Genomic DNA, 23,370 nt, shown 5'->3' on the forward strand with positions numbered 1-23,370 from the left:
CTGGTGACCTCGGCCCCGGCGGCGGACGGGCGGACCGCCTTGGAATTCCGGGCTCGATGACACTCGGAAACCACGAGCTATTTGTCGGCGCTCCGGTTTATGATCGAACACATGTTCGAGCATTGGCCGGAGAAGGGGGAGTTCGCGTTGCATCGGGTGGTGGTTCCGCCGATGCCGGTGCTGGTGGACGTGGCTGCCGCTATCCCCACGTATCCACGGATGGCCGGACACGAGGCGGTGGCGGGACCGGTGCGGGCGGGTGGGCTCGAGATCACGGGGCGTATTCCGGGGCGTTTGCATGCCTGGGCGCGAGCGGCGGACGGAACGTGGTTGGGGCTGGTGGAATTCGAGTTGCGCACCGGGAACGGGCGCAGTCGATTACCGGTGACCCAATGGTGTCCGGCGCATGCGCTGATCATGCGCGGCGGGTGCGGGCCGCCCGAGTAGACGGCCCGCGACATCGCTACGCGGAGCGTCGATTTCCGGCCGCCGCGGGCGCGCCGACCGGGACCAGACCGGTGAGTGCCGCGGGCAGCGGGGCTCGGTGCAGCACTCCGAGCCGCTGGGTCGCGCGAGTGAGGGCCACGTAGAGTTCGGCCGCGCCACGCGGCCCGTCGGCGAGGATGCGCTCGGGTTCCACGACGAGGACGGCATCGAACTCGAGGCCCTTGGTCTCCGACGCCGGGACCGTTCCGGGCAGTCCGGGCGGGCCGATCACGACGGCGGTGCCCTCACGGCCTTCCTCGTCGCGAACGAATTCCTCTATGGCGGAGGCCAATTCGTTCTCGTCCACTCGGCGCGACCACGGGCGCACGCCACAGGCGCGCACCGACTCGGGCGGGCGCACAGCCGGAGCGAACTCGGCGAGTACTGCGGCGGCGACCGCCATGATCTCCGCCGGCGTGCGGTAGTTCACGGTGAGCGAGCGGTAGCGCCACCGGCCGGGGACATAGGGCTCGAGCACGGCATCCCACGACGTCGCACCGGCGGTCGACCTACGCTGGGCGAGATCGCCGACCACGGTGAAGGAGCGGCCCGGACACCGCCGCATCAGCACCCGCCAATCCATCTCGGAGAGTTCCTGCGCCTCGTCGACCACGATGTGGCGATAGGTCCAATCCCGATCGGCGGCAGCTCGTTCGGCGAGATCGCGGGTGTCGCGATCGGCGAATCGGTCGGCGAGGTCCTCGGCGTAGAGCAGGTCGGTGGCGAAGAGGTGGTCCTCGTCGTCCATCGAGTCCTCGCGCCCGGTCATGAGCTCCAAGACGCCTGCGGCATATCGGGCTTCGGCCGCGCGTTCGCGTTCCGCGGTGTCGTCCACCGGCTTCTCCCGGCCCAGCAGGTCGACCAATTCGTCGAGCAGCGGTACATCCGACACCGTCCACGCGCCGCCGTCGGCACGCCACAGGGCCGGGTCGGCGCCTGCCGCGCGCAGCCGCTCCGACGACGAAAACAGCTCGGCCAACAGCTTTTCCGGGGTGAGCACGGGCCAGAGCCGGTCGAGCGCGGCGGTGAACTGCTCACTCTCGGCGAGCTCGGCGACGAGGTCGGCGCGCAGGTTCTCCCACGCCTCCCGGTCGTCACGGGTGATCCAGCCCTTGCCGATCCGGGCGATCGCGCGCTCGGTGATCACATAGGTGACGATCTCGCGGAACACCGCACGCGCCTCGTTGTGCGGCAGACCGCTCGTACGCGCCTCCTCCCGCGCCCATTCCGCGGTCGCCGCGTCGATGCGCGCCGTGACATCGGCCAATTCGATGGTCAGCGGTTCCGCCGGCAGGCACTGCCGGTCCGCGACCGCGGCCGCGAGCACATCCAGCATGCGCAGCGAACCCTTGACGCGCACCGCATCCGGAGTGTCCTCGGCGGTGACGTGCAGGCCCGGCACCAGATCGCCCGTGGTGGTGAAGACGACGTTGGTTTCGCCGAGCGACGGCAGCACCCGATCGATATGGCGCAGGAAGGCCGGATTGGGGCCGACCACGAGCACGCCGTGACGTTCCATCTGCTCGCGCTGGGTGTAGAGCAGATAGGCGACGCGGTGCAGCGCCACCACCGTCTTGCCGGTCCCGGGACCGCCCTCGATCACCAGTACGCCGGGATGATCGAGCCGGATGATCTCGTCCTGTTCGGCCTGGATGGTCGCGACGATGTCGCGCATCCCCTCGCCGCGAGGCGCGTCGACCGCCGCGAGCAGCGCCGCATCCCTGCGCTCCCCGGCCCCCGGGCGGCCGAAGATCTCGTCGGTGTAGTCGACGACGCGACGCCCACGGGAATGGAACTGGCGGCGCCGGCGCATCTGCTCCGGGCTGGCGGCGGTGGCGGTGTAGAACGCGCGTGCCGCCGGGGCCCGCCAGTCCAGCAGCAACGGCTCGAAGTCGTCGTCCTGGTCGAACAGCCCGATCCGGCCGATATACGAGCGCTCGCCGGAGTCGCTGTCCAATCGGCCGAAACACAATCCGTTGTCGGCCACGTCCAACCGCTTCACCTCGCGCGCCAGCGTCCGCACCTCCACATCGCGATCCACCAGCGCACCCCCGTTGCCGCGCAACGCCGCCGCGTAGCGGCGCTTCGCCTCGGCGCGCTCGCCGTCAAGTCGCGCGTAGAGCCCGGACACGTACTCCTGTTCGGCACGCAACTCGTCCTGGTACCCCGGATCCGACATGTGTCCCTCACTTCCCTGGCTCGACATGGTTCATGTGGACACCTGTGTCCGTCTCGGCCGCTGCGCGTCTCCTCCCGTTTTCGCAGGTACACGGCCTCGGCGGGACATTGTGCGGCACAACCGGGGCCTTGCCGCAAGCCCCCCACTCCGCTATATATTGAATATGGAAAGAGGTGCGGAGCCCTCTTCCGTCTCTCCTACCCCTCGGATCGGTCTCCCGTGAGCTGCGTGGCCACCTCGCGGACCGCGGCCCGCACCATGTTCGCGTAGTCGTCCACATCCACCACCTGAGGGTCGGCGTGGATGGACAGGGTGACCGTCGTTCCCAGCCCGTGCAGGCCGTGGGTCAGATGCATCACCGCGCCGAGGGCGGGGAAACCGGCGGTGAAGCGGACCACCCCGCCGGCGATCGACAGATCCGCCTCGCCGCGGTGGACGCTGGACAGCACCGTATGACCCGATATCCGCTCGGGGACCAGGTCCAGCGGGTAGCCAGCGATATCGCGACGGAGAACCGGGGCGGGGATCGCGTCGGTGACGCGGTCGCGCGCGGACTGCAGCGGATGCGTGGCGCGGACTCGTCGTTCGGCCAGCGCCGCGGCGATGCGGCGCGCCCGCAGAGGCAGGTCCGATTCCGAGGCGCACAGATCGACGCCGAGGTCGCGATAGTTGTTGCGCGGGACCGCTTTTCGATCGGCCGACACGGGCCCGGCCATCGAGACCTGCGCACCCAACGGGTCGCCGGATTCGCCGTGGAGGGCGAGATAGCGACTCATCGCGACGGATATCGCGGTCAACGCGACGACCGTGACCGTGTACCCGGGAACGTGCAGCTGCTCCCCCGCGATCACGCGGACGACCCGACGCGCGGGCGCCGGCGGGCGGTTCAGTGCGGTGGGAGCGAAGTTCGGTGCGGCGGGCGGAATCTCACCTGCCTCGGCGAGGCTGTGCAGTTCCCGATCCGCACGAGCCGCGACAAGGCCCCGCCGCACCGTGCGCGCCATCCGGGGCAGAAACGACACCAGCGAGATCGCCTCGACAGCGAGAGTTTTCGCGCTTCGCCCGAGGTCGGGGCGGATCCACCCGCGGTGGTGCCGATTCACCGCCGAACCGTCCGGCGAAACCGCATCGACGGGTGAACCCGTGTCGCCCGAACCGCCACCGAAATCGGCGTCCCCCCGCGCTGCCGTATCCAGACCCCGCAACAACTCGCGCGCGATGGTGGCGGCCCGTTGCCCGTCGGCCAGCGCATGCGAAAGTTGCAGCACCACAACGAGTGCGGGCATGGAGCCACCCGGTGCGTCCCGGATTCCGCGATACAGATGAACGCGCCAGGTGTATCGCCGCGCCGGTACCGCTTCCCCGAGAATCTCCCCCAGTGAAGCTTCCACAGTCGTCCACAGCGACTCCGCGAGCGTGTGGACGACGACCTGCGCGTCATCGAAATCCGCAGGCTCCCAGGCGGGATAGGCGAAGCGATGTTCGCGGATCCGGACGCGCAAATCCGGGATTTCGGCGCTGCGCGCGATCACCGCTGCCCGCAGCGCGTCCGCGGACCGTCCGGTGTCGTCGAAGCAGTAGAGCAGGTACAGGTCGTTGCAGGCTCGGCGCGACAGCCAGAACCTGGTGGCATCCTGCGGCGTCAGTAGATCCACCCGCCGACGATATCCACATCCGTCCACAATTCCCGCACCGACGCTATCGACGCAGGTCAACTCGAGTGCTACGCTCTGTAGTAGACAGTCTCGACCACTCTCATACACCCGGGGCGGGGTGAGTGCCATGGCAATCCCGGACGGCGCCGACGAGAGATTCCGCGCGGCGCCCTTCCTCAGAAGATCCATCAACAAGGTCTTTCCGACACACTGGTCGTTCCTGCTCGGGGAGATCGCGCTCTACAGCTTCGTCATTCTGCTGCTGTCGGGCGTCTATCTGACACTGTTCTTCGATCCGTCGATGACCGAGGTCGTGTATCAGGGCTCCTACCAGCCGTTGCGGGGCGTATCGATGTCGCGGGCCTACGAATCGGCGCTGAATCTCTCGTTCGAGGTGCGCGGCGGCCTGTTCGTGCGGCAGGTGCATCATTGGGCCGCATTGCTTTTCGCCACCTCGATCGTCGTGCATCTGTGCCGCATATTCTTCACCGGCGCGTTTCGCAAACCACGCGAGGGCAATTGGGTGATCGGCTCGTTGTTGCTGATCCTGGCGATGTTCGAGGGCTTCTTCGGCTACTCGCTGCCCGACGATCTGCTGTCCGGAACGGGCCTGCGGGCGGCGTTCGCCGGAATCACCATGGGTATTCCGCTGATCGGCACCTGGCTGCACTGGTTGATGTTCGGGGGCGACTTCCCGGGCACGATCATCCTTCCGCGCCTGTACATCGCGCACGTGCTGCTCCTGCCCGGCATCATGCTGGCATTGATCGCCGCGCACATCGCCATCGTCTGGTATCAGAAGCACACGCAGTTCCCCGGGCCGGCGCGCACCGAGAAGAACGTGGTGGGCACGCGGATCGTGCCCGTCTTCGTCCTGGATCAGGGCGCGTTCTTCATGTTCACCCTCGCCGTGGTCGCGACCATGGGCGGGCTGCTGCAGATCAATCCGATCTGGAATCTGGGTCCCTACAACCCTTCCCACGTCTCGGCCGGCACCCAACCCGATTTCTACCTGATGTGGACCGACGGTTTCCTGCGCCTGTTCCCGCCGTGGGAGCTGTATCTGTTCGGGCATACCGTGCCGAGCGCATTCGCGGTGGCGGTCGTGATGACGCTCGTGTTCGCCCTGCTGATCGGCTATCCGTGGATCGAGAAGCGGCTCACGCGCGACCGTGCGTCACACAATCTGCTGCAACGCCCGCGCGATGTGCCGGTGCGCACCGCGATCGGCGCGATGGCCCTCGCCTTCTATCTGGTCCTGACACTGGCCTGCGTCAACGACATCATCGCGCTGAAATTCGATATCTCGCTCAATGCCACGACGTGGTTCTTCCGGATCGCGCTGCTGCTCGTTCCACCGCTCGCCTACTTTCTCGCGTACCGGATGTGCCTGGCGTTGCAGCGCGCGGACCGGGCCGTCCTGGCCCACGGCATCGAAACCGGCATCCTGCGCCGGCTGCCGCACGGCGAGTACATCGAAATCCATCAACCGCTCGGACCAGTGGATCGTGCCGGGCAGCCGGTGCCGCTGGAATATCAGGGCGCGCCGGTTCCGAAGAAGGTCAACCGGCTGGGCCTGTCCGGGGCGTCCGGCAGCGGCGGCTTCCTGCGACCCGATCCGTCCGGACAGCGGGAACGCGTCGCTGCGGCCACACACGAGCAAGAGCGCCGCCTGACGGCCGCACTGCGCGACCATCAGGATCGGCCACACTGACGGTCGCTCAGGCGGAACCCAGCTTCCCGTCGGTCACACCCGAGACGAACGCATCCCACTCGCCGGGTGTGAAAGCCAGAATCGGCCCGCGGCCGCAGTCTTTGGTATCGCGAACCCCGACATTGCCGTCCCCCAGAAATGCGACCTCGACACAGTTTCCGTCGGGACCGCTGTATTTACTCTTGCGCCACACCGCACCGGTCGAATCAACCTTCACCTCAACCTCTCCTTTACCACCGTAGATAACGCGACAATAGTGCTTCCCTCGTCGCCGGACCCGGACTTCTCGAGACTCGACGGCTCCACAATGCGCCTGGTCATAGCGCACGAACTACTCGATGAACGGACTGGTTCACGAGGCACGCACCGCCGTGGTGCGTCCTCGCATTGATCCCGGGAGAGCACCCTAGCAGCACCCACAATCGCTGTCCCGCGTCTTTTCACTTTCAATCACTCGAATTGCTGGTAAAGAATTCCCGTTCACTAATAGCGGGATAATTGCCAAATGACCGGAGAATGATCCGCTAAACAAAACTGGCCCGGGAAATTCTCCCATCCGCGGCCGTGCCCTGCCCCGGATAAACCGTGCGGTTGCTCGGTATGGATCATGGAGTAGTGGTGGAACGAGATCGCGACGATGCCGGACACGCCCGAAATGCCCGTCCTCGAGACCGGTTCGGGCGACCACTACCGCCCGGTAGCGTGGGCGTCGCCCGTATTCCGGATGATCTCGACCTCCCACCGGCCGAAACCCTGGACTATGCCCAACGCCTCCTGGACGACGGACTGGCCTTCAACGCACACGAGGTGCTGGAGGCGGCATGGAAGAACGGACCGTTCGCGGAAAGGATGCTGTGGCAGGGTCTGGCCCAGTACGCGGTGGGCCTCACCCACATCCAGCGCGGTAATCCGAAGGGCGCTCGCACCCTGCTCGAGCGGGCGATCGGCCGGTTGTCGGCCACGCCGTCGCCGCCGTACGGCATCGATGCGGCCGGGCTCGTCGCACATGCCGAGGGGCTGCTGGCGGATCTGGATGCCGGCCGCGAGATTCCGGAGGACGCGCTGTGCCCCCGGCTGCGCGGATGATTCCGCACACCGCCGGCGCCGGCCGCTTCGCCCCCAGCCCCTCCGGCGATCTGCATCTGGGCAATCTCCGCACCGCCCTGCTGGCATGGCTGTTCGCCCGCAGCACGGCCCGCAATTTCCGGCTGCGCATCGAAGACCTGGACCGGGTGCGGGCGGGTGCGGAGCAGCGCCAGCTCGAAGATCTGGCCGCGATCGGACTGGACTGGGACGGCGAGGTGGTCCGGCAATCGGACCGCGCCCCGCGCTACGCGGCGGCGATCGAGCGACTCGGCGCGGCCGGAATGACCTACGAATGTTATTGCACGCGAAAAGAGATCCAGAAGGCCGTCTCCGCACCGCACGGCCCGATGGGCGCCTACCCGGGAACCTGCCGCGACCTCACCGAGGCGCAGCGAGCGGCCAAGCGCGCCGAGGGCCGGCCCGCCGCACTGCGGTTGCGCTCACAGACAACGGAATTCGAGATCACCGACGAGATCCACGGCCGGTACCGAGGGCTGGTCGACGATTTCGTGCTGCGGCGTGGCGACGGAACGGCGGCCTACAATCTCGCGGTCGTGGTCGACGATGCGGCACAGGGCTTCGACCAGGTCGTTCGCGGTGACGATCTGCTGCCCTCGACACCGCGGCAAGCCTATCTGGCCACGGTCCTCGGACTCGCCGTACCCGCGTACGCGCACGTCCCGCTGGTGCTCAACACCGACGGCGCGCGACTGGCCAAGCGCGACGGGGCCGTAACCCTGCGCGACAGAACAGCTCTCGGCGAGACGCCGCGTCAGGTTTTCACCATGCTCGCGGCCTCGCTCGGCCTGCGGGGCGAGACACCGCGAGCACTGCTGGATCAGTTCACTCCGGCGACGGTGCCGCACGCACCGTGGATTCTGGACCCCGCACATCCGGAGCCGCTGCGGCACAGCTGATCCGGCGAACGTGCGTCCGGTGTTCCGGACGCACTGCCGCTCCTACCAGTTCGCCGCCGCGATGTTGACGATCACCCACACGATGGTGAGCACGATGCCGACGGCACCGACCCAGATCCCGCCGAGCGCCATACCGCGGCCTTGGCCGCCGCGCTCCTTGATCTGGTTCAGCGCGATCACACCCAGGATGATCCCGACGATCGATCCGATACAGGTGCACAGCCCCAGGATCGACGCGATCAGCGAACCGATCGCCAGGCCGTTGGTACCCTGCTGCGGCGCCGCGTAGCCGTAGGGCTGATACGGCGTCGCGGCCGGATAGCCGTAACCGGGCTGGCCGTAGGGCTGCTGCTGCGGATAGCTCGGATAGGACTGCTGCTGTTGCGGCGGCGGGGTCGGCTGCTGGTAGGGAGACGACTGCTGATGCGGGGCCGAGGAGTACCCGGCCTGCGGATTGGGCGGCGGGGTGGGCTGCTGCGACGGGGTCGGCGGAACCGACTGGTGGCCGCCCGAATCGGACGAGACACCTTCGCCGCCGTACTGTTTCCACCATTCGTCGGAATCGCCGGGATTCGTCATCGGTCCAGCCTATTCCACCGGGCCCGGTTGCCGGTATCGTGCACAGGTCGTGAGTGAGACACAAGAAACGACACCGACCGGGGAGTCTGGACGCCCCGCGGTCGAACACGCAGCATTCGCGCAGGCCGCGGGGGGTCCCTTCACGTTGATCGTGACCTTGTTCACGGCGACGCTGATGATTTCCAACATCTGCGCGACCAAGGGCGTGCAGTTCTTCACCGGCCACGAGGTGTCCCTCGGACCCATCGAAATCCTGCCGATCACCACCGACGGAGCGTTCTTCCTGTTTCCGCTCGCCTATGTGATCGGCGACGTGCTGAGCGAGGTGTACGGCTTCAAGGCCGCCCGCCGCACCATCTACTACGGCTTCGGCATGCTGATTCTGATGGTGGTCTGCTTCTGGATCGCGATCGGACTGCCGGCGGCCGGGTTCTACGAGAATCAGGACGCCTTCCGCACCGTCGCCGGAACCACGCCGCAGCTCGTCGCCGCCGGGCTCGCCGGTTATGTGGTAGGCCAGTTCCTGAACTCGGTGACGCTGGTGCTGATCAAGGAGCGCACCAAGGAGAAACATCTGTGGGCGCGGCTGCTGGGCTCCACCGTCGCCGGCGAATTCGGTGACACGCTGGTGTTCTGCTCGATCGCGGCGACCGCCATCGGGATCAACACCTGGGGCGCGTTCATCAACTACGTGATCGTCGGCTTCGTATGGAAGACGCTGTGCGAGGTGCTGATCATGCCGATCAGCTACCGCTGCATCGCCTACCTGAAGAAGCACGAACCCAGCTACGCACCACTGGACAAGCCCGCGCTCTACAGCTGACGCGGCACCGGGGGCAGGGCCTTTCCGTTCAGTCGAAGCGGATCCGGCCCTGCCACCGCCCCAGGAACTCCGCCTTGAAGTCGTCGTAGTACCCGCCCTCGATACTCGCGCGGATATCGTCCACGAGCCGAATCGTGAAGCGCTCGTTGTGAATCGTGCACAGCGTCGCGGCCAGCATCTCCTTCGCCTTGAACAGGTGATGGATATAGGCGCGGGTGTAATGAGCGCAGGTGTAGCAGTCGCAGGTGTCGTCGATCGGGGTGAAATCGCGGCGGAAGCGGCTGGTGTTGATGTTGAATCGGCCGGCGGCCACATAGATCGCGGCATTGCGCGCGACGCGGGACGGATTGACGCAGTCGAAGGTGTCGGCGCCGTTCTCGATCGCGACGAAGAAGTCCTCGGGTTCGCTGATACCCAGCAGATGCCGCGGTTTCTCCGGCGGCAGTTCGTCGCAGCACCAGCCCACGATGGTGCCGAGATTGGCCTTCTCGAGCGCACCGCCGATGCCGTAACCGTCGAAACCCGTTCCGCCGCTTCCCCGCATCGCGTCCAGATCGCGACATGCCTTGCGGCGCAGATCTTCGTACTGCGCGCCCTGAATCACCGCGAACAACGCCTGATACGGGCGGTGCGCGCGTTCGGCGGTGAGCCGCTCGTGTTCGTCGATGCAGCGCTGCGCCCACTCGTGCGTGCGGCGCAGCGACTTCTCCTGATAGCCACGGGTATTGAACAGCGTGGTCAGTTCGTCGAAGGCGAACATGATGTCGGCGCCGAGGCGGTGCTGGATCCCCATCGACACCTCCGGGGTGAACCGGTGGCTCGAACCGTCCAGATGAGAGCGGAAGGTGACGCCGTCGTCGTCGACCACGGCCAGCCGCTCCTTCCCCTTCGCGATCACCTCGTCGCTCCGCACGCCGACGGCCTCCATGGCCAGCACCTTCTTGAAGCCGACGCCCAGCGACATCACCTGGAATCCGCCGCTGTCGGTGAAGGTGGGGCCCGGCCAGTTCATGAACCGGCCCAGACCGCCCGCCTCGTCCACGATGTCGGAACCCGGCTGCAGATACAGGTGGTAGGCGTTGGCGAGCAGGGCCTGCGCGCCGATCTCGGCCATCGCCTCCGGCAGGACCGCCTTGACCGTGGCCTTGGTGCCGACCGGGATGAACGCCGGAGTGGCGATCTGCCCGTGCGGGGTGGTGATCACACCGGTGCGGCCGTGTCTGACAGGCGGCCCGCCGCCGCGGCGCCCCGGTAGCGACGTACCGACGGTGAAGGAGAACTGGTCGGGATCGGACACGCCGCTATCCTGCCAGGCCGGTGACCACGGCCCCTACACCACGTCCAGCGGCTCCTCGTCGACCAGATCCTGATCGATCGCCGCACCGGTGAACTGCGCGTTGTAGAGACGGAAGTAGGCGCCGCGGGCGGCCAGCAGCCGCTCGTGGGCGCCCTGCTCGACGATGTGGCCGCCCTCCATCACCACGATCAGATCGGCATCGCGGATGGTCGAAAGCCGGTGCGCGATAACGAAACTGGTGCGATCGCGGCGCAGCGCGGCCATGGCCTGCTGCACCAGTAGTTCGGTGCGGGTGTCGACCGAACTGGTGGCCTCGTCGAGGATCAGGATGGTCGGCTTGGCCAGGAAGGCGCGGGCGATGGTGATCAGCTGTTTCTCACCAGCGCTGACCCCGGAGCCCTCCTCGTCGATCACCGTGGCGTAACCCTGCGGCAGCGAATGGACGAAGCGGTCCACATAGGCGGCGCGGGCGGCCGCGAGGATCTCCTCTTCGCTCGCCTCCGGATTTCCGTAGGCGATGTTCTCTCGGATGGTGCCGCCGAACAACCAGGTGTCCTGCAACACCATGCCGATCCGCGAGCGCAGCCGGTCGCGGCCGATGCCGGTGATGTCGACCCCGTCGATGGTGATCGCGCCGGAATCCAGTTCGTAGAACCGCTCGAGCAGATTGACCAGCGTCGTCTTACCGGCGCCCGTCGGTCCCACGATGGCGACCACGTGGCCGGGCTCGGCGACCAGGGAGAGATCGTCGATCACCGGCTTGTCGGGCTCGTAGCGGAACGACACCGCGTCGAATTCGACCCGGCCGCGATCGATCGGACGCGGGTCCTCCGCACGCGGATCCGGAACCTGCTCGTCGGCATCGAGGATTTCGAAGATCCGCTCGGCCGAGGCGACACCCGACTGCAGCAGGTTGACCATCGAGCCGATCTGGGTGAGCGGCTGGCTGAACTGTCGGGAGTACTGGATGAATGCCTGCACCTCACCCAGCGACAGACTGCCCGAGGCCACGCGCAGACCACCGACCACGGCGATCAGCACATAGTTCAGGTTCCCGATGAACATCATCACCGGCATGATCAGCCCGGAGATGAACTGCGCTTTGAAGCTGGCCTGGTAGAGCTTGTCGTTGCGCTTGTCGAATTCCTCGCCGACCTCGCGGATGCGGCCGAATGCCGTGACCACCTCGTGGCCGGTGAAGGCCTCCTCGACCTGCGCGTTGACCAGACCGGTGTACTTCCATTGATCGACGAAATGCGGTTTCGACCGCTTCGCGATCTGGGCCGTGACGATCACCGCGGCCGGCACCGTCAGCAGTGCGATCACCGCCAGCAGCGGCGAGATCCAGAACATCATGATCAGGATGCCGATCACCGACAGCACCGATATGACCAGCTGGCTCATGGTCTGCTGCAGGCTCTGCGCCACATTGTCGACGTCGTTGGTCACGCGGGAGAGCACATCGCCGCGGGCGTTGGTGTCGAAGTAGCTCAGCGGCAGCCGGTGGATCTTGTCCTCCACCTCGCTGCGCAGCCGCTGCACCGCGCGGTTGATCACCGTGGCCAGCAGATACGCCTGCAACCAGTTGAACAGCGCGGCCAGCACGTACAGCACCAGAACCAGCGTCAGCACCTGGCCCACCGCGCCGAAGTCGACGCCGTGACCGGGGTTGATGTTCATCGAGGACATCATGTCCGCGAGCCGGTCCTGGCCCTGCGCGCGCAGGGACGCCACCGCCTGATCCTTGGTGAGCCCCGCCGGCAACTGCTTGCTGACGACACCGTCGAAGATGAGGTTGGTGGCCTTGCCGAGGATCTGCGGCCCCAGGGTGTTCATGACGACCGACGCGACGGCCAGCACCAGGATCGCGATCACCGCCACCCGGTCCGGAGCCAGGCGGCGCAGCAACCGCTTCAGCGTCGGTCCGAACGATTTCGCCTTCTGCCCGGGAGCACCCGGCATCGGCCCCCCGGGCCTCATCGCGCCGCCTCCTGTGTTCTGTGGGACACCCACACCCGGGCGGCCCGATCAGCAGCTGCGCCAAGGTAGCTCATCGCGCCGCCTGCTGTGTTCTGCGGGACACCCGCACCCGGGGCGGCCCGATCAGCAGCTGCGCCAAGGTAGCTCATCGCGCCGCCTCTTCCGGACTGAACTGCGATTCCACGATTTCCCGGTACTCCTCGCATTCGCGCAACAGCTGTTCGTGGGTGCCGAGGCCGACCATGGCACCGTCCTCGAGGACGACGATCTGGTCGGCGTCGCGGATCGTCGACACACGCTGGGCCACGGTGATCACCGCGGATTCGCGCGTCTCCGGACGCAGCGCGTCGCGCACCCGCGCGTCGGTGGCGACGTCGAGCGCGGAGAAACAGTCGTCGAACAGGTAGATCTTGGGCTTCTTCACCAGGGCTCGGGCGATGGCGAGCCGTTGCCGCTGACCGCCCGAGACGGTGGTGCCGCCCTGGGCGACGGGGGTCTGCAACCCTTCGGGCATATCCCGCACGAAATCGGCGGCCTGCGCGATTTCCAGTGCGTGCCAAAGTTGTTCGTCGGTCGCCCCGGGATCGCCGTAGCGCAGATTCTCCGCGATGGTGCCGGAGAACAGGTAGGCCTTCTGCGGCACCAGACCGATCTGCGAGCGCAGCAGCTCCATATCCACCTGCCGCACATCGGTGCCGCCGACGCGCACCACGCCGGAGGTGACGTCGATCAGCCGCGGAATCAGATTGATCAGCGTGGTCTTACCGGATCCGGTGGAACCGACGATCGCGGTGGTCTGCCCGGGCGAGACCCGGAAGCTGATATCGCGCAGCACCGGTTCCGCGGCTCCCGGGAACGCGAATTCCGCGGCGGCCAGCTCGACGGTTCCCGGGTCGGCGGCGAAGGCCTGCGGCTGCGCCGGCGGCACCACCGAGGAATCGGTTTCCAGCACCTCGGCGATGCGCTCGGCCGACACCGCCGCGCGCGGCGCGATCATCGCCAGGAAGGAGGCCATCATGACCGCCATCAGGATCTGCATGATGTAGGACAGCAGCGCGGTCAGCGAACCGATCTGCATACTGCCGGAGTCGATGGCGTGCCCGCCGAACCAGATCACCGCGACCGTGGTCACGTTGCTGATCAGCATCACGGCCGGGAACATCAACGCGGCCAACCGGCCCACGAACAGCGAGGCCGAGGTCAGCTCGTCGTTGGCCACGCCGAAACGCTGCGATTCGTAGCGCTCGCGCACGAACGCCCGCACCACGCGGATACCGGTGATCTGCTCGCGCAGCACCCGGTTCACCGCGTCGATGCGCTCCTGCACGCGCCGGAATCCGGGAACCATCCGGGAGATGATCAACGCCATCGTCAGGCCGAGCAGCGGCACGGCGACCAGCAGGATCCAGGAGAGTCCGAGGTCCTGGCGCAGGGCCATCACGATGCCGCCGATGCACATGATCGGCGCCATCACCAAAATGGTCACGCTCATCACGACCAGCAGCTGCACCTGCTGCACATCGTTGGTGTTGCGGGTGATCAGCGACGGCGCGCCGAAGATGCCGACCTCGCGGGCGGAGAAGGTGCCCACCCGGTGCAGCAGCGCCGCGCGCATCTCCCGCCCCGCACCCATCGCGGCCTGTGCGCCCAGATAGACCGAACTCGCCGATGCGACGATCTGCACGCCCGACACCAGCAGCATCCAGAGTCCCGTGGTCCAGATGTAGCCGATATCGCCCTTGGTGACGCCGTTGTCGATGATGTCGGCGTTCAGACTGGGCAGATAGAGCATCGCGATGACGGAGATGAGCTGCAACACAACAACCCCCGCCAACTGGGTGCGGTAGGGGGCGAGAAAGGCGCGCAGCAACCTGATCAACATGATGGGTGCAGGCTACCGTCATTCCGGGGTGGTGTCGGCAAGATTTTTCGCTCGGCGAAAGAGGGCCCGGACACCGGTGAAACCGGCTCGACCGGCACGGTCCCCACCTCCCCGGCTACGCGTCGACGCCGGGCGGGACGGGGGCGGGCCGCCGCGTCCAGGCACCGGGATCGGCCACCAGGTCGGCGACGAAAGCCGGCAGCTCGTCGGTGGCGATATCGGCGATCGACACCTGTTCCAGCACGGCACGGATATTGACCCGCAGCGCGATCCACACCCGCTGTAGCGGTTCGGCCACCCCCGAATACGCCACGTCCTCGGGACGCTGGCCGCGCACCGAGGCCAGCGGTCCCTCGACCGCGCGGATCACATCGGCGATGCTGATCTCAGCGGCCGGGCGGGCCAGCCGGTATCCGCCGTCGGGGCCGCGGCGGCTGACCACCAGATCGGCCCGGCGCAGTTGCGCCGCAATGGATTCCAGAATCTTCGGCGAAATGTCCTGCGCCGTGGCGATCGTCTCCGCCTTCACCGAATTCGGTTGTGCGCGAGCGATTTCCAAGAGGATGCGGACCGCGTAATCGATCCTTGCCGAGATGTGCACTAGCGCTGTCCACCCGGTCCGTTCAGCACGCCGAGAGCGGCCTCGATCAGGACTCGCTCGATCACCTCGTCGCCGGCATCGGGCACGAGTTCGTTCGACCACAGCGCCGTGCCCAGCACCTCCAGGGCGGCACTGGCCCGCAATTGCGCCTCGTGCGAGGGGTCGGGCCCGGCCAGCCAGACACACAGACGCCGGTGCATATCGAACATGTCGGGGTGCCGATCTCCGATCGCGTTGAGGATGGCCACGGTGTCGCGTACACACATCGCGCCCGCGGTGCGGTGCCGTAACAGGGTCCGGAGCTGGCGGTTCAGCACCTCCCGCGCGCCCGCCGGACTGTGCGGCACCCCGTCGAGTTCGTCGACCACGAGCTTCATGTCGTCGAAGATCGGTTCGATGATCGCGAGCAGCAGATCGAGCTTGGACGCGTAGTGATAGTAGAGCGACGCCTTTGTGATTCCCACCGCATCCGCGACCTCGCGCAGGCTGGTCTGCTCGAATCCTTTGTTCGAAAAAAGCCGGATCGCCGCCTCACGAATCGCGTCCTTGGTGCTCTGACCTGCGACAACTGATCCGGAGGTAGTTCGGGCGCTCATGCGATGATCCTCTCATCCACCGATCGAAGCGGAGGGCACGCCCCGAAAATCGAGGTTGTTCCTCCGCTTATCGATTGGGTAGTCTACCTACCGCACGGTAGGCAGAAAGCGTCGATGGAGGCGGATCGCAGTGCGGCGTCCGCAGTAGTGCTGTCTACGGGGCCTGAACTCAGCACCGCAAATCAGCTATCGCTAGGAGATACCGCGTGTCCGTGTACCTCTATCGGTGGGGGAAGTTCGCCTTCCGCCGAAAATGGATCGTGCTACCGGTCTGGTTGCTGATCTTCGTGATCGTGGGCGCCGTCGGCGTCGGGCTGAAGAAACAGAGCCAAGACGACTTCAACATGCCCAATCTGCCCTCGCAGAAGGCCACCGACATCCTGGACAAGCAATTCCCGGGGGCCTCCGAGGCATTCAAGTTCGATGCTGTGACCGGCACCTACGTGGTCGCCGCGCAGCACGGCAAACTCACCGATCCGGACAACCACAAGGCGCTCACCGCGCTGGTGGAGAAGATCAACAACCTCGACATCGTCGACAAGTCCAAGATCAAGTCCGACCCGCAGCATCCGGGCGTCCTCGCGGACCCGGTCACCGCCACGTCGGCGATCGGCTGTACCTCGGGTGATCGCACCGACCCGAACTTCATCGCCAAATGCGGTCTGGCGCCGCTGAACGTGCTCGGCAAGAACAACAACGCCGACACCGTCGCCTACTTCACCGTGCCGTTCGACATCAAGTCGTTCTCCGACCTGACCCAGGCCGACCGTGACAAGGCCTACAACGTCGCCGACGAGGCGCGTCAGGCCGGCCTGGACGTGGAGATCAGCGGTTCCATCGCCACGGAGCAGATGGAGACCGGCGGCGCCTCGGAGATGATCGGTTACGTCGTGGCGTTCATCGTCATGATGATCGCCTTCGGCGCCCTGCTGGCCGCGTTCGTGCCCATCCTCACCGGCATCGTCGGCGTGGGTATGGCGGGCGCGCTGATCATGGCGGGTACCTCCATCGCGAATATCCCGAACTTCACGACGGTCCTCGCCTCGATGATCGGTATCGCGCTGTCGATCGACTACGCGCTGTTCATCGTCTCGCGGTACAAACACGAACTGGCCGTACAGGATTCGCCGGAGGAAGCCGCCGGCGTCGCCATCGGCACCGCCGGCTCCGCGGTGGTCTTCGCCGGTATGACGGTGATCATCGCACTGTGCGGACTGAGCATCGTCGGCGTCAGCTTCCTGACCTGGATGGGTCTGGGTGGCGCGCTCGCGGCGTTCTTCGCGATTCTGGTCGCCTTGACCCTGCTGCCCGCGGTGATGGGTGCGTTCGGCCGCTTCCTGTTCAAGCCGAAGTTGCCGCTGGTCGCGCGCGCCGACACCGAGGACGACAACGCCGTCACCAACGGCAAGCGTTTCGCCCGGGTGATCGCGAAGGCGCCGTGGCTGACGCTGGGCGCCAGCGTGATCGTGCTCGGCCTGCTCGCCGCGCCCGCGGTGAATCTGAGCCTCGGCCTGCCGGGTGAGGACAGCCAGCCCAAGACCACCACGGTCCGCAAGGCCTACGACTTGCGCACCGAGGGCTTCGGCGAGGGCAGCAACGGCACCCTGCTGGTCGCGGCGGATCTCACGAATGTGAAGCCGGAGCAGCGGCAGGAAGCCGTCATGGCGCTGCACGACAAGCTGGCCGCCTATCCGGGCATGGACTTCGTGACCATGCCGTCGACCAACAAGTTCAACGCGGACAAGACGCCGGACTACATCAACAGCACCGGTGCGCAGCTGACCGCGGTACCCGATTACGGCCCGAACAACTCCGATACCCAGGATTTGGTGAAACACGCCCGGGACGCGGAATCGGACCTGCAGGCGAAGTACGGCATGGAGTACGGCATCACCGGCACCACGGCGATCTACTCCGATGTGTCGAATGCCCTGCTCGGCAAGATCGTTCCGTATATGACGATCGTGGCGATCGCGGCGTTCCTGCTGCTGGTGCTGGTGTTCCGCTCGGTGCTGGTGCCGCTGACGGCGGCGCTGGGCTTCCTGCTCTCGATGGCGGCGACCTTCGGTGCCACGGTGCTGATCTTCCAGCAGGACAAGCTGGGCCTGATCGGTGACCAGCATCCGATCGTGAGCTTCCTGCCGATCATGTTGATCGGCTTGGTGTTCGGCCTCGCCATGGACTACCAGGTCTTCCTCGTCACCCGCATGCGCGAGGAATACATCCACGGCAAGTCGCCCAAGGAGGCCATGGTCTCCGGCTACCATCACGGCGCGCGCGTGGTGACCTCGGCCGCCGTCATCATGATCTCGGTCTTCGCCGGATTCGTGCTGATGCCGGACGTGACCGCGAAGTCGATGGGCTTCGCACTGGCGGCCGGTGTGCTGTTCGACGCCTTCCTGGTGCGGATGGTGCTGATCCCGTCACTGCTGGTGCTGCTGGGCAAGTGGGCCTGGTGGATGCCGAAGTGGCTGGACCGGATCCTGCCCGATATCGACGTCGAGGGCACCAAGCTGCGCGAACTGCAGCAGCGTGACCGCGAGACCGCGGCGGAGAAGGAGCCGGTCCCGGTCGGCTGATCCGCGAACCCACGGCACGAGCCCTCATCCGAACACCGGATGGGGGCTCGTGCCGTATCAGGACCGGCCGATCTCGGACCGCGAAGATCTTGATCTTGCAGCAATGAAACAGCACACTCGAACCTAATGCTCTCCAGCTCGGCCACTCGACGGACCGACCGGAACGGCGAGTGCACCGGCAACCGCACAGCTCGATCAGCGATCGGCCCCGGTTCGCAGTCATCGCCAATCGAGGCCAGCGACCACTAGGAGCGCCTCGTGTCCGTGTATCTGTATCGGTGGGGAAGATTCGCCTTTCGGCACAAGTGGATCGTGCTCCCGGTCTGGCTGATTCTGTTCGTGATCATCGGCAGCCTGGGCACGCAGCTGAAGAAGCCGATGAACGACGACTTCACGATTCCGAATCTGCCGTCGGAACGTGCCACCGAGATCATGGACAAACACTTTCCGGGGATGTCGGAGGCGTTCAGTTTCGAGGCGGTGACCGGCACCTACGTCTTCGGGGCGGCACCGGGGCAGAAACTCACCGACGCATCCCAGCGGGCGCCCGTCGCGGGGACGGTCGCCAAGCTGAACGATCTGAACATCGTCGACCACAAGACTCCCCTGGTCGATCCGATCACCGCCACCGAACAGATGGGCTGCTTCGCTCCCGATCGCGGTTCGCCGGAATTCGTCTCGCGCTGCAGTGCCGCGCCGGTGAACGTCCTGAACAAGGAGAATCCGGATACCGTTGCGGTGCTGACCGTTCCGTTCACGATCCAGAAGTTCACCGACATCACCGCCGATGATCGCGCGGCCGCCTACGCGGTCGGTGACGATGCGCGCGCCGCCGGACTGCAGGTGGAGATGAGCGGGTCGCTGGCGATGGAACAACAACAGCCCAGTGGGCAGGCCGAGATGATCGGCATGGCGGTGGCGCTGGTGGTGATGGTGGTGGCCTTCGGCGCGATCGTGGCCGCCTTCGTGCCGATCATCACCGCGATCGTCGGACTCGGATTGGCGACCTCGGTGATCTTCCTCGGCACGTCGTTCATGTCGGTTCCGAGCTTCACCACCTTCCTGGCCTCGATGATCGGCATCGCGCTCTCGATCGATTACGCGCTGTTCATCGTCTCCCGTTACAAACACGAACGCGCCGTGCAGAGTTCGCCGGAGATAGCCGCCGGCACGGCGCTGGGCACGGCCGGTTCGGCGGTGGTGTTCGCGGGCGCGACGGTGATCATCGCACTGGTCGCCCTGGCCATCGTGAACATCCGCTTCCTCACCTTCATGGGTCTGGGTGGGGCGATCGCGGCGGCGTTCGCGGTGCTCACCGCCATCACTCTGATGCCGGCACTGCTCGGCGCCTTCGGAAAGTACCTGTTCAAGCCGAAGCTTCCGGTGATCGCGCAACACGATCCCGAGGACGATTCGGTGGTCACCAACGGTATGCGGGTGGCACGGGTGATCGGGCGGATGCCGTGGCTGACACTGGTCGCGAGCATCATCGTGCTGGGTCTGCTTGCCGCCCCGGCGTTGAGCCTGAATCTGGGCCTGCCGGGTGAGGACAGCCAGCCCCGGGCCACGACCATCCGCAAGGCCTACGACCTGCGCACCGAGGGGTTCGGCGCGGGCAGCAACGGCAAGCTGCAGGTCGTCGCCGATCTGTCGCAGGTGTCCGCCGATCAGCGTCAGGCCGCGCTCACCGCACTGCACGACGAATTGGCCGCGTATCCGGGTATGGATTATGTGACCCAGCCGCAGCCGAGCAGCGACGGCGCGGGTGCGTTGATGACCGCCGTACCCACCACCGGACCCAATGATCAGGCCACCAAGGATCTGGTTCGCCATGCCCGCGACGCCGAATCCGCACTGCGCGACCGATATGGCATCGAATACGGAATCACCGGTACCACAGCCATTTACGCGGATGTCGACCATGCGCTGCTCAGTAAGATCCTGCCCTATCTGGCCATCGTGGCGGGCGCGGCATTCCTGTTGCTGATCGCGGTATTCCGTTCGGTGCTGGTGCCTTTCACCGCCGCGTTGGGATTCCTGCTCTCCATGGCGGCGACGTTCGGCGCCACCGTGCTGATATTCCAGAAGGGTGCGCTCGGCCTCATCTCCGAACCCCGGCCGATCGTGAGCTTCCTGCCGATCATGTTGATCGGCTTGGTCTTCGGCCTCGCCATGGACTACCAGGTCTTCCTCGTCACCCGCATGCGCGAGGAATATGTGCACGGGAAATCACCCACCGACGCGATGATCTCCGGTTACCACCACGGCGCGCGCGTGGTGACCTCGGCCGCAGTCATCATGATCTCGGTCTTCGGTTCGTTCCTGCTGGAATCGGATGCGACGGCCAAGTCGATGGGTTTCGCGCTCGCCGCGGGCGTGCTGTTCGACGCCTTTCTGGTGCGGATGGTCCTGATTCCGTCGCTGCTGGTGCTGATGGGCGGAGCGGCCTGGTGGATTCCGGGGTGGCTGAGCCGGATCGTGCCGGATATCGACGTGGAGGGTGCGCGGTTGCGCGAGCTCCACGTCGACGATCCGGACGAGCCCAGGAGTCCGGTGAAGGTCGGCTGAGCCGACGCCGCCACCTCGCACCGGGTCGTTCAGCCCAGCTGGGCGGCGACCTCGCCGGCGACCAATTCCAGGTGGTCGAGGTCGGACAGGTCCAGTACCTGCAGGTAGAGCCGGGTGATGCCGGTGGTCTCGCGGTAGCGGCCGATCTTGTCGACCACCTCCGCCGGGGTGCCGGCCAGGCCGTTGCTGCGCAGTTCGCCCGCCTCGCGGCCGATCGCCTCGGCGCGGCGGGCGATCTCGGCCTCGTCACGGCCCACGCACAGCACCTGCGCGGCCGAGCGGACGATCTCACCCGGATCGCGACCGATGTCGCGGGCCGCCGCGGCGACCCGATCGAATTGCGCCGCAGCCGTTTCCGCATCCGCGAACGGCAGGTTGAACTCGTGCGCGTACCGCGCGGCCAGAGCCGGTGTGCGCTTCTTGCCCGCACCACCGATGATCACCGGCGGGCCCGGCTGCTGCACCGGCTTGGGCAGGGCCGGACTGCCCTGCAGCACATAGTGTTTGCCCGTGAAATCGAAGGTCTCCCCCACCGGCGTCTGCCACAGGCCGGTGATGACCGCCAGTTGCTCGGCGTAGCGGTCGAAGCGCTCACCGAGATCCGGCAGATCGATGCCGTAGGCGCGATGCTCGTCGGCGAACCAGCCCGAACCGAGCCCGAGCTCGACCCGGCCGCCGGACATCTGGTCGACCTGGGCGACCGAGATCGCCAGCACCGACGGATGCCGGAACGTCGCCGCGGTGACCAGTGTGCCCAGCCGGATCCGGGAGGTCTCACGCGCGAGCCCGGCCAGCGTGATCCACGCGTCGGTCGGGCCCGGCAGACCGGACACCCCGCCCATCTTCAGATAGTGATCCGACCGGAAGAATGCGTCGAACCCCGCCTCCTCGGTCACCTTCGCAACCCGGAGCAGATCGTCGTAGGTAGCCCCTTGCTGGGGCTCGGTGAAGATTCGTAGTTCCACGAGCACCAACGTACCGGTCCGCCACGGACCGATCCGCCGGCGTGGCGATCAGCCGGTCACTCCCAGGTCCGGCAGTTGTGCGGCGCCGGCGACGGCCTCCCGCAACAGGTCGGCGGTGGCCTCCAGCTGGGCGGGTTCGTGTTCGGAGGTCAGGAAGAAGCGCAGGCGTTCCTGACCGGCGGGCACGGCCGGTGACGAGATCGCGCCCGCGTAGACGCCGTTCTGCAGCAGCGTCGTGGCGACGTAACCGGCGCGCAGTTCGCCGGGGACGATCACCGGGCAGATCGGGGTGCCTTCGGAGATGCCGAGGTCTATGCCGCGCTCGTCGAGCAGGGTGCGGAAGTGCTCGGCGTTGGACCAGAGCCGGCGCAGTCGCTGCGGTTCGGCCTCTAGGACGTCGAGCGCGGCCAGCGCGGCACCGATGGTCGAGGGTGCGGGGCCGCCGGTCAGCATGGCCACACCCGGCGCGGCGGCCTTCATCGCCGCGATCAGGTCAGCGTCGGCGGCGATGAAACCCCCGCAGCTGCCCAGCGCTTTCGACAGGGTGCCCATCCAGATGTCGACCGCGTCGCCGGGCATCCCGTAGTGCTCGCGGATGCCGTGGCCGCGCTCTCCGAAGACGCCGAGGGAATGCGCCTCGTCGACAAGTACGGCACAGTCGAATTCCCGTGCGATGGCGGCTATTTCTCTCACCCGCCCGACCGTGCCGTCCATGCTGTAATGACCTTCGACCACGACCAGCGCGCGATCGAAGTTCCCGCGCGACATGCGCAACACCGAACGCAGCGACTCCGGATCGTTGTGGCGGAAGTTGAGCCGCCGCGCTCCCGACCACTGCACGCCGGAGATTACGCTGCCGTGGATGAGCGAATCGCAGATCGCGACGTCGTCGGCGCCCAGCAGGAAGCCGATCACGCCGGCGTTGGTGAGATAGCCGCTGGTCGTGACCATCGCGTCGCCGACGTCGTACATCGCGGCCAGGCGCTGTTCGAGTTCGGCGTAGATCGGGATCTCCCCGGCGACGATGCGGCTGGCCGAGGCGGAGGCGCCATAGGTGTCCAGCGCGTCCTTGGCGGCTTGCACCACCTTCGGATGGTTGCCCAGGCCGAGATAGTTGTAGGCGCTGAAATTCACCAGATCGCGGCCCTGCCACCGAATCACGGTGTCGTTCGGGCTCTCTCGCACGAGGAACATGGGATTCGGGGTGCCGCTGTGCTCGTGCACGGCAGCGATCGCCGCACGCTTCTGCACCATCGCCGCGACCTCGGGGTGGTCGGCGAATTGGCGTCCGGGGCCGCGGCGCGGGCGGGCCGGTCGGGTGTCGGCGCCCCTGACCGTACCGCTCGAGCCGACGGACGTCACGGGAGTGGCCGCCGGCGCGGCGGTACCACCGGACGCCGTGCCGGACAACAACTTCCGCGCCAGCTCCCGCGCCGATTCACTCATCCCGCATCCTTTCCGGC

General features: G+C 66.6%; 18 protein-coding genes. 7 read left to right on the forward strand and 11 right to left on the reverse strand.

Features of this window, described 5'->3' with window-relative positions:
- Positions 1–111 precede the first annotated feature (111 nt).
- On the forward strand, positions 112–447 hold the full coding sequence (locus NMI01S_RS04615; protein WP_157126028.1) for a hypothetical protein: 336 nt from the start codon (positions 112–114) through the stop codon (positions 445–447).
- Positions 448–463: 16 nt separating this feature from the next.
- Here the strand turns inward: NMI01S_RS04615 and helR are convergent, their stop codons facing one another.
- Positions 464–2,665: an RNA polymerase recycling motor ATPase HelR gene (gene helR / locus NMI01S_RS04620; protein ID WP_062994669.1), complete on the reverse strand. Its 2,202-nt coding sequence runs from the start codon at positions 2,663–2,665 to the stop codon at positions 464–466.
- A 197-nt stretch (positions 2,666–2,862) separates the two neighbouring features.
- Entirely contained in the window at positions 2,863–4,320 is a 1,458-nt protein-coding gene (locus tag NMI01S_RS04625; RefSeq protein WP_062994670.1) for a WS/DGAT/MGAT family O-acyltransferase, read from the reverse strand.
- Between the two features lie 127 nt (positions 4,321–4,447).
- Between NMI01S_RS04625 and qcrB the strand changes: the two genes are divergently transcribed.
- Positions 4,448–6,034, forward strand: coding sequence for a cytochrome bc1 complex cytochrome b subunit (gene qcrB, locus NMI01S_RS04630; protein ID WP_062994671.1), 1,587 nt, complete (start codon positions 4,448–4,450; stop codon positions 6,032–6,034).
- 7 nt (positions 6,035–6,041) lie between these two features.
- On the opposite strand, the gene NMI01S_RS04635 is transcribed toward qcrB, so the two are convergent.
- Positions 6,042–6,251, reverse strand: coding sequence for a DUF397 domain-containing protein (locus tag NMI01S_RS04635; protein WP_062994672.1), 210 nt, complete (start codon positions 6,249–6,251; stop codon positions 6,042–6,044).
- A 398-nt stretch (positions 6,252–6,649) separates the two neighbouring features.
- Between NMI01S_RS04635 and NMI01S_RS04640 the strand changes: the two genes are divergently transcribed.
- Positions 6,650–7,120 (forward strand): DUF309 domain-containing protein, encoded by a 471-nt coding sequence (locus tag NMI01S_RS04640; protein ID WP_157126044.1) that lies wholly within the window; start codon positions 6,650–6,652, stop codon positions 7,118–7,120.
- Complete coding sequence (gene gluQRS / locus NMI01S_RS04645) at positions 7,117–8,037, forward strand: tRNA glutamyl-Q(34) synthetase GluQRS (RefSeq protein ID WP_062994674.1); 921 nt, start codon at positions 7,117–7,119, stop codon at positions 8,035–8,037. Before NMI01S_RS04640 ends, gluQRS begins: the two co-directional genes overlap by 4 nt.
- A 42-nt stretch (positions 8,038–8,079) precedes the next feature.
- Here the strand turns inward: gluQRS and NMI01S_RS04650 are convergent, their stop codons facing one another.
- A complete protein-coding gene (locus NMI01S_RS04650; RefSeq protein WP_062994675.1) occupies positions 8,080–8,616 on the reverse strand; it encodes a DUF4190 domain-containing protein in 537 nt (178 codons plus the stop codon).
- A 49-nt stretch (positions 8,617–8,665) separates the two neighbouring features.
- On the opposite strand from NMI01S_RS04650, the gene NMI01S_RS04655 reads away from it, so the two are divergent.
- The gene (locus NMI01S_RS04655; RefSeq protein ID WP_036497164.1) at positions 8,666–9,439 is read left to right on the forward strand and encodes a queuosine precursor transporter; all 774 of its coding nucleotides are present in this window, start codon (positions 8,666–8,668) and stop codon (positions 9,437–9,439) included.
- A gap of 28 nt (positions 9,440–9,467) precedes the next feature.
- On the opposite strand, the gene tgt is transcribed toward NMI01S_RS04655, so the two are convergent.
- From tgt to NMI01S_RS04680, 5 genes are all read right to left on the reverse strand, one after another.
- Positions 9,468–10,736: a tRNA guanosine(34) transglycosylase Tgt gene (tgt, locus tag NMI01S_RS04660; protein ID WP_062994676.1), complete on the reverse strand. Its 1,269-nt coding sequence runs from the start codon at positions 10,734–10,736 to the stop codon at positions 9,468–9,470.
- A gap of 33 nt (positions 10,737–10,769) precedes the next feature.
- Positions 10,770–12,716, reverse strand: coding sequence for an ABC transporter ATP-binding protein (locus NMI01S_RS04665; protein ID WP_062994677.1), 1,947 nt, complete (start codon positions 12,714–12,716; stop codon positions 10,770–10,772).
- Positions 12,717–12,861: 145 nt separating this feature from the next.
- Positions 12,862–14,598, reverse strand: coding sequence for an ABC transporter ATP-binding protein (locus NMI01S_RS04670; protein ID WP_062994678.1), 1,737 nt, complete (start codon positions 14,596–14,598; stop codon positions 12,862–12,864).
- Between the two features lie 115 nt (positions 14,599–14,713).
- Positions 14,714–15,199, reverse strand: coding sequence for an RrF2 family transcriptional regulator (locus NMI01S_RS04675; RefSeq protein ID WP_062994679.1), 486 nt, complete (start codon positions 15,197–15,199; stop codon positions 14,714–14,716).
- Complete coding sequence (locus NMI01S_RS04680) at positions 15,199–15,795, reverse strand: TetR/AcrR family transcriptional regulator (RefSeq protein ID WP_062994680.1); 597 nt, start codon at positions 15,793–15,795, stop codon at positions 15,199–15,201. The genes NMI01S_RS04675 and NMI01S_RS04680 overlap by 1 nt, the downstream gene beginning before the upstream one ends.
- A gap of 206 nt (positions 15,796–16,001) precedes the next feature.
- Here NMI01S_RS04680 and NMI01S_RS04685 point away from each other — a divergent pair, with 206 nt between their 5' ends.
- Together NMI01S_RS04685 and NMI01S_RS04690 are read left to right on the forward strand one after the other, a co-directional pair.
- The gene (locus tag NMI01S_RS04685; protein WP_062994681.1) at positions 16,002–18,374 is read left to right on the forward strand and encodes an MMPL family transporter; all 2,373 of its coding nucleotides are present in this window, start codon (positions 16,002–16,004) and stop codon (positions 18,372–18,374) included.
- Between the two features lie 258 nt (positions 18,375–18,632).
- Positions 18,633–20,942 (forward strand): MMPL family transporter, encoded by a 2,310-nt coding sequence (locus NMI01S_RS04690; RefSeq protein ID WP_062994682.1) that lies wholly within the window; start codon positions 18,633–18,635, stop codon positions 20,940–20,942.
- A gap of 29 nt (positions 20,943–20,971) precedes the next feature.
- Here NMI01S_RS04690 and NMI01S_RS04695 read toward each other — a convergent pair whose 3' ends face one another.
- Together NMI01S_RS04695 and NMI01S_RS04700 are read right to left on the reverse strand one after the other, a co-directional pair.
- A complete protein-coding gene (locus NMI01S_RS04695) occupies positions 20,972–21,907 on the reverse strand; it encodes an LLM class F420-dependent oxidoreductase (RefSeq protein WP_062994819.1) in 936 nt (311 codons plus the stop codon).
- 48 nt (positions 21,908–21,955) lie between these two features.
- Positions 21,956–23,353 carry an aminotransferase class I/II-fold pyridoxal phosphate-dependent enzyme gene (locus tag NMI01S_RS04700; RefSeq protein WP_062994683.1) on the reverse strand — a complete coding sequence of 466 codons (1,398 nt, stop codon included), beginning with the start codon at positions 23,351–23,353 and terminating at the stop codon, positions 21,956–21,958.
- Positions 23,354–23,370 lie beyond the last annotated feature (17 nt).

Source organism: Nocardia mikamii NBRC 108933, from assembly GCF_001613505.1.
Taxonomy (GTDB): domain Bacteria; phylum Actinomycetota; class Actinomycetes; order Mycobacteriales; family Mycobacteriaceae; genus Nocardia; species Nocardia mikamii.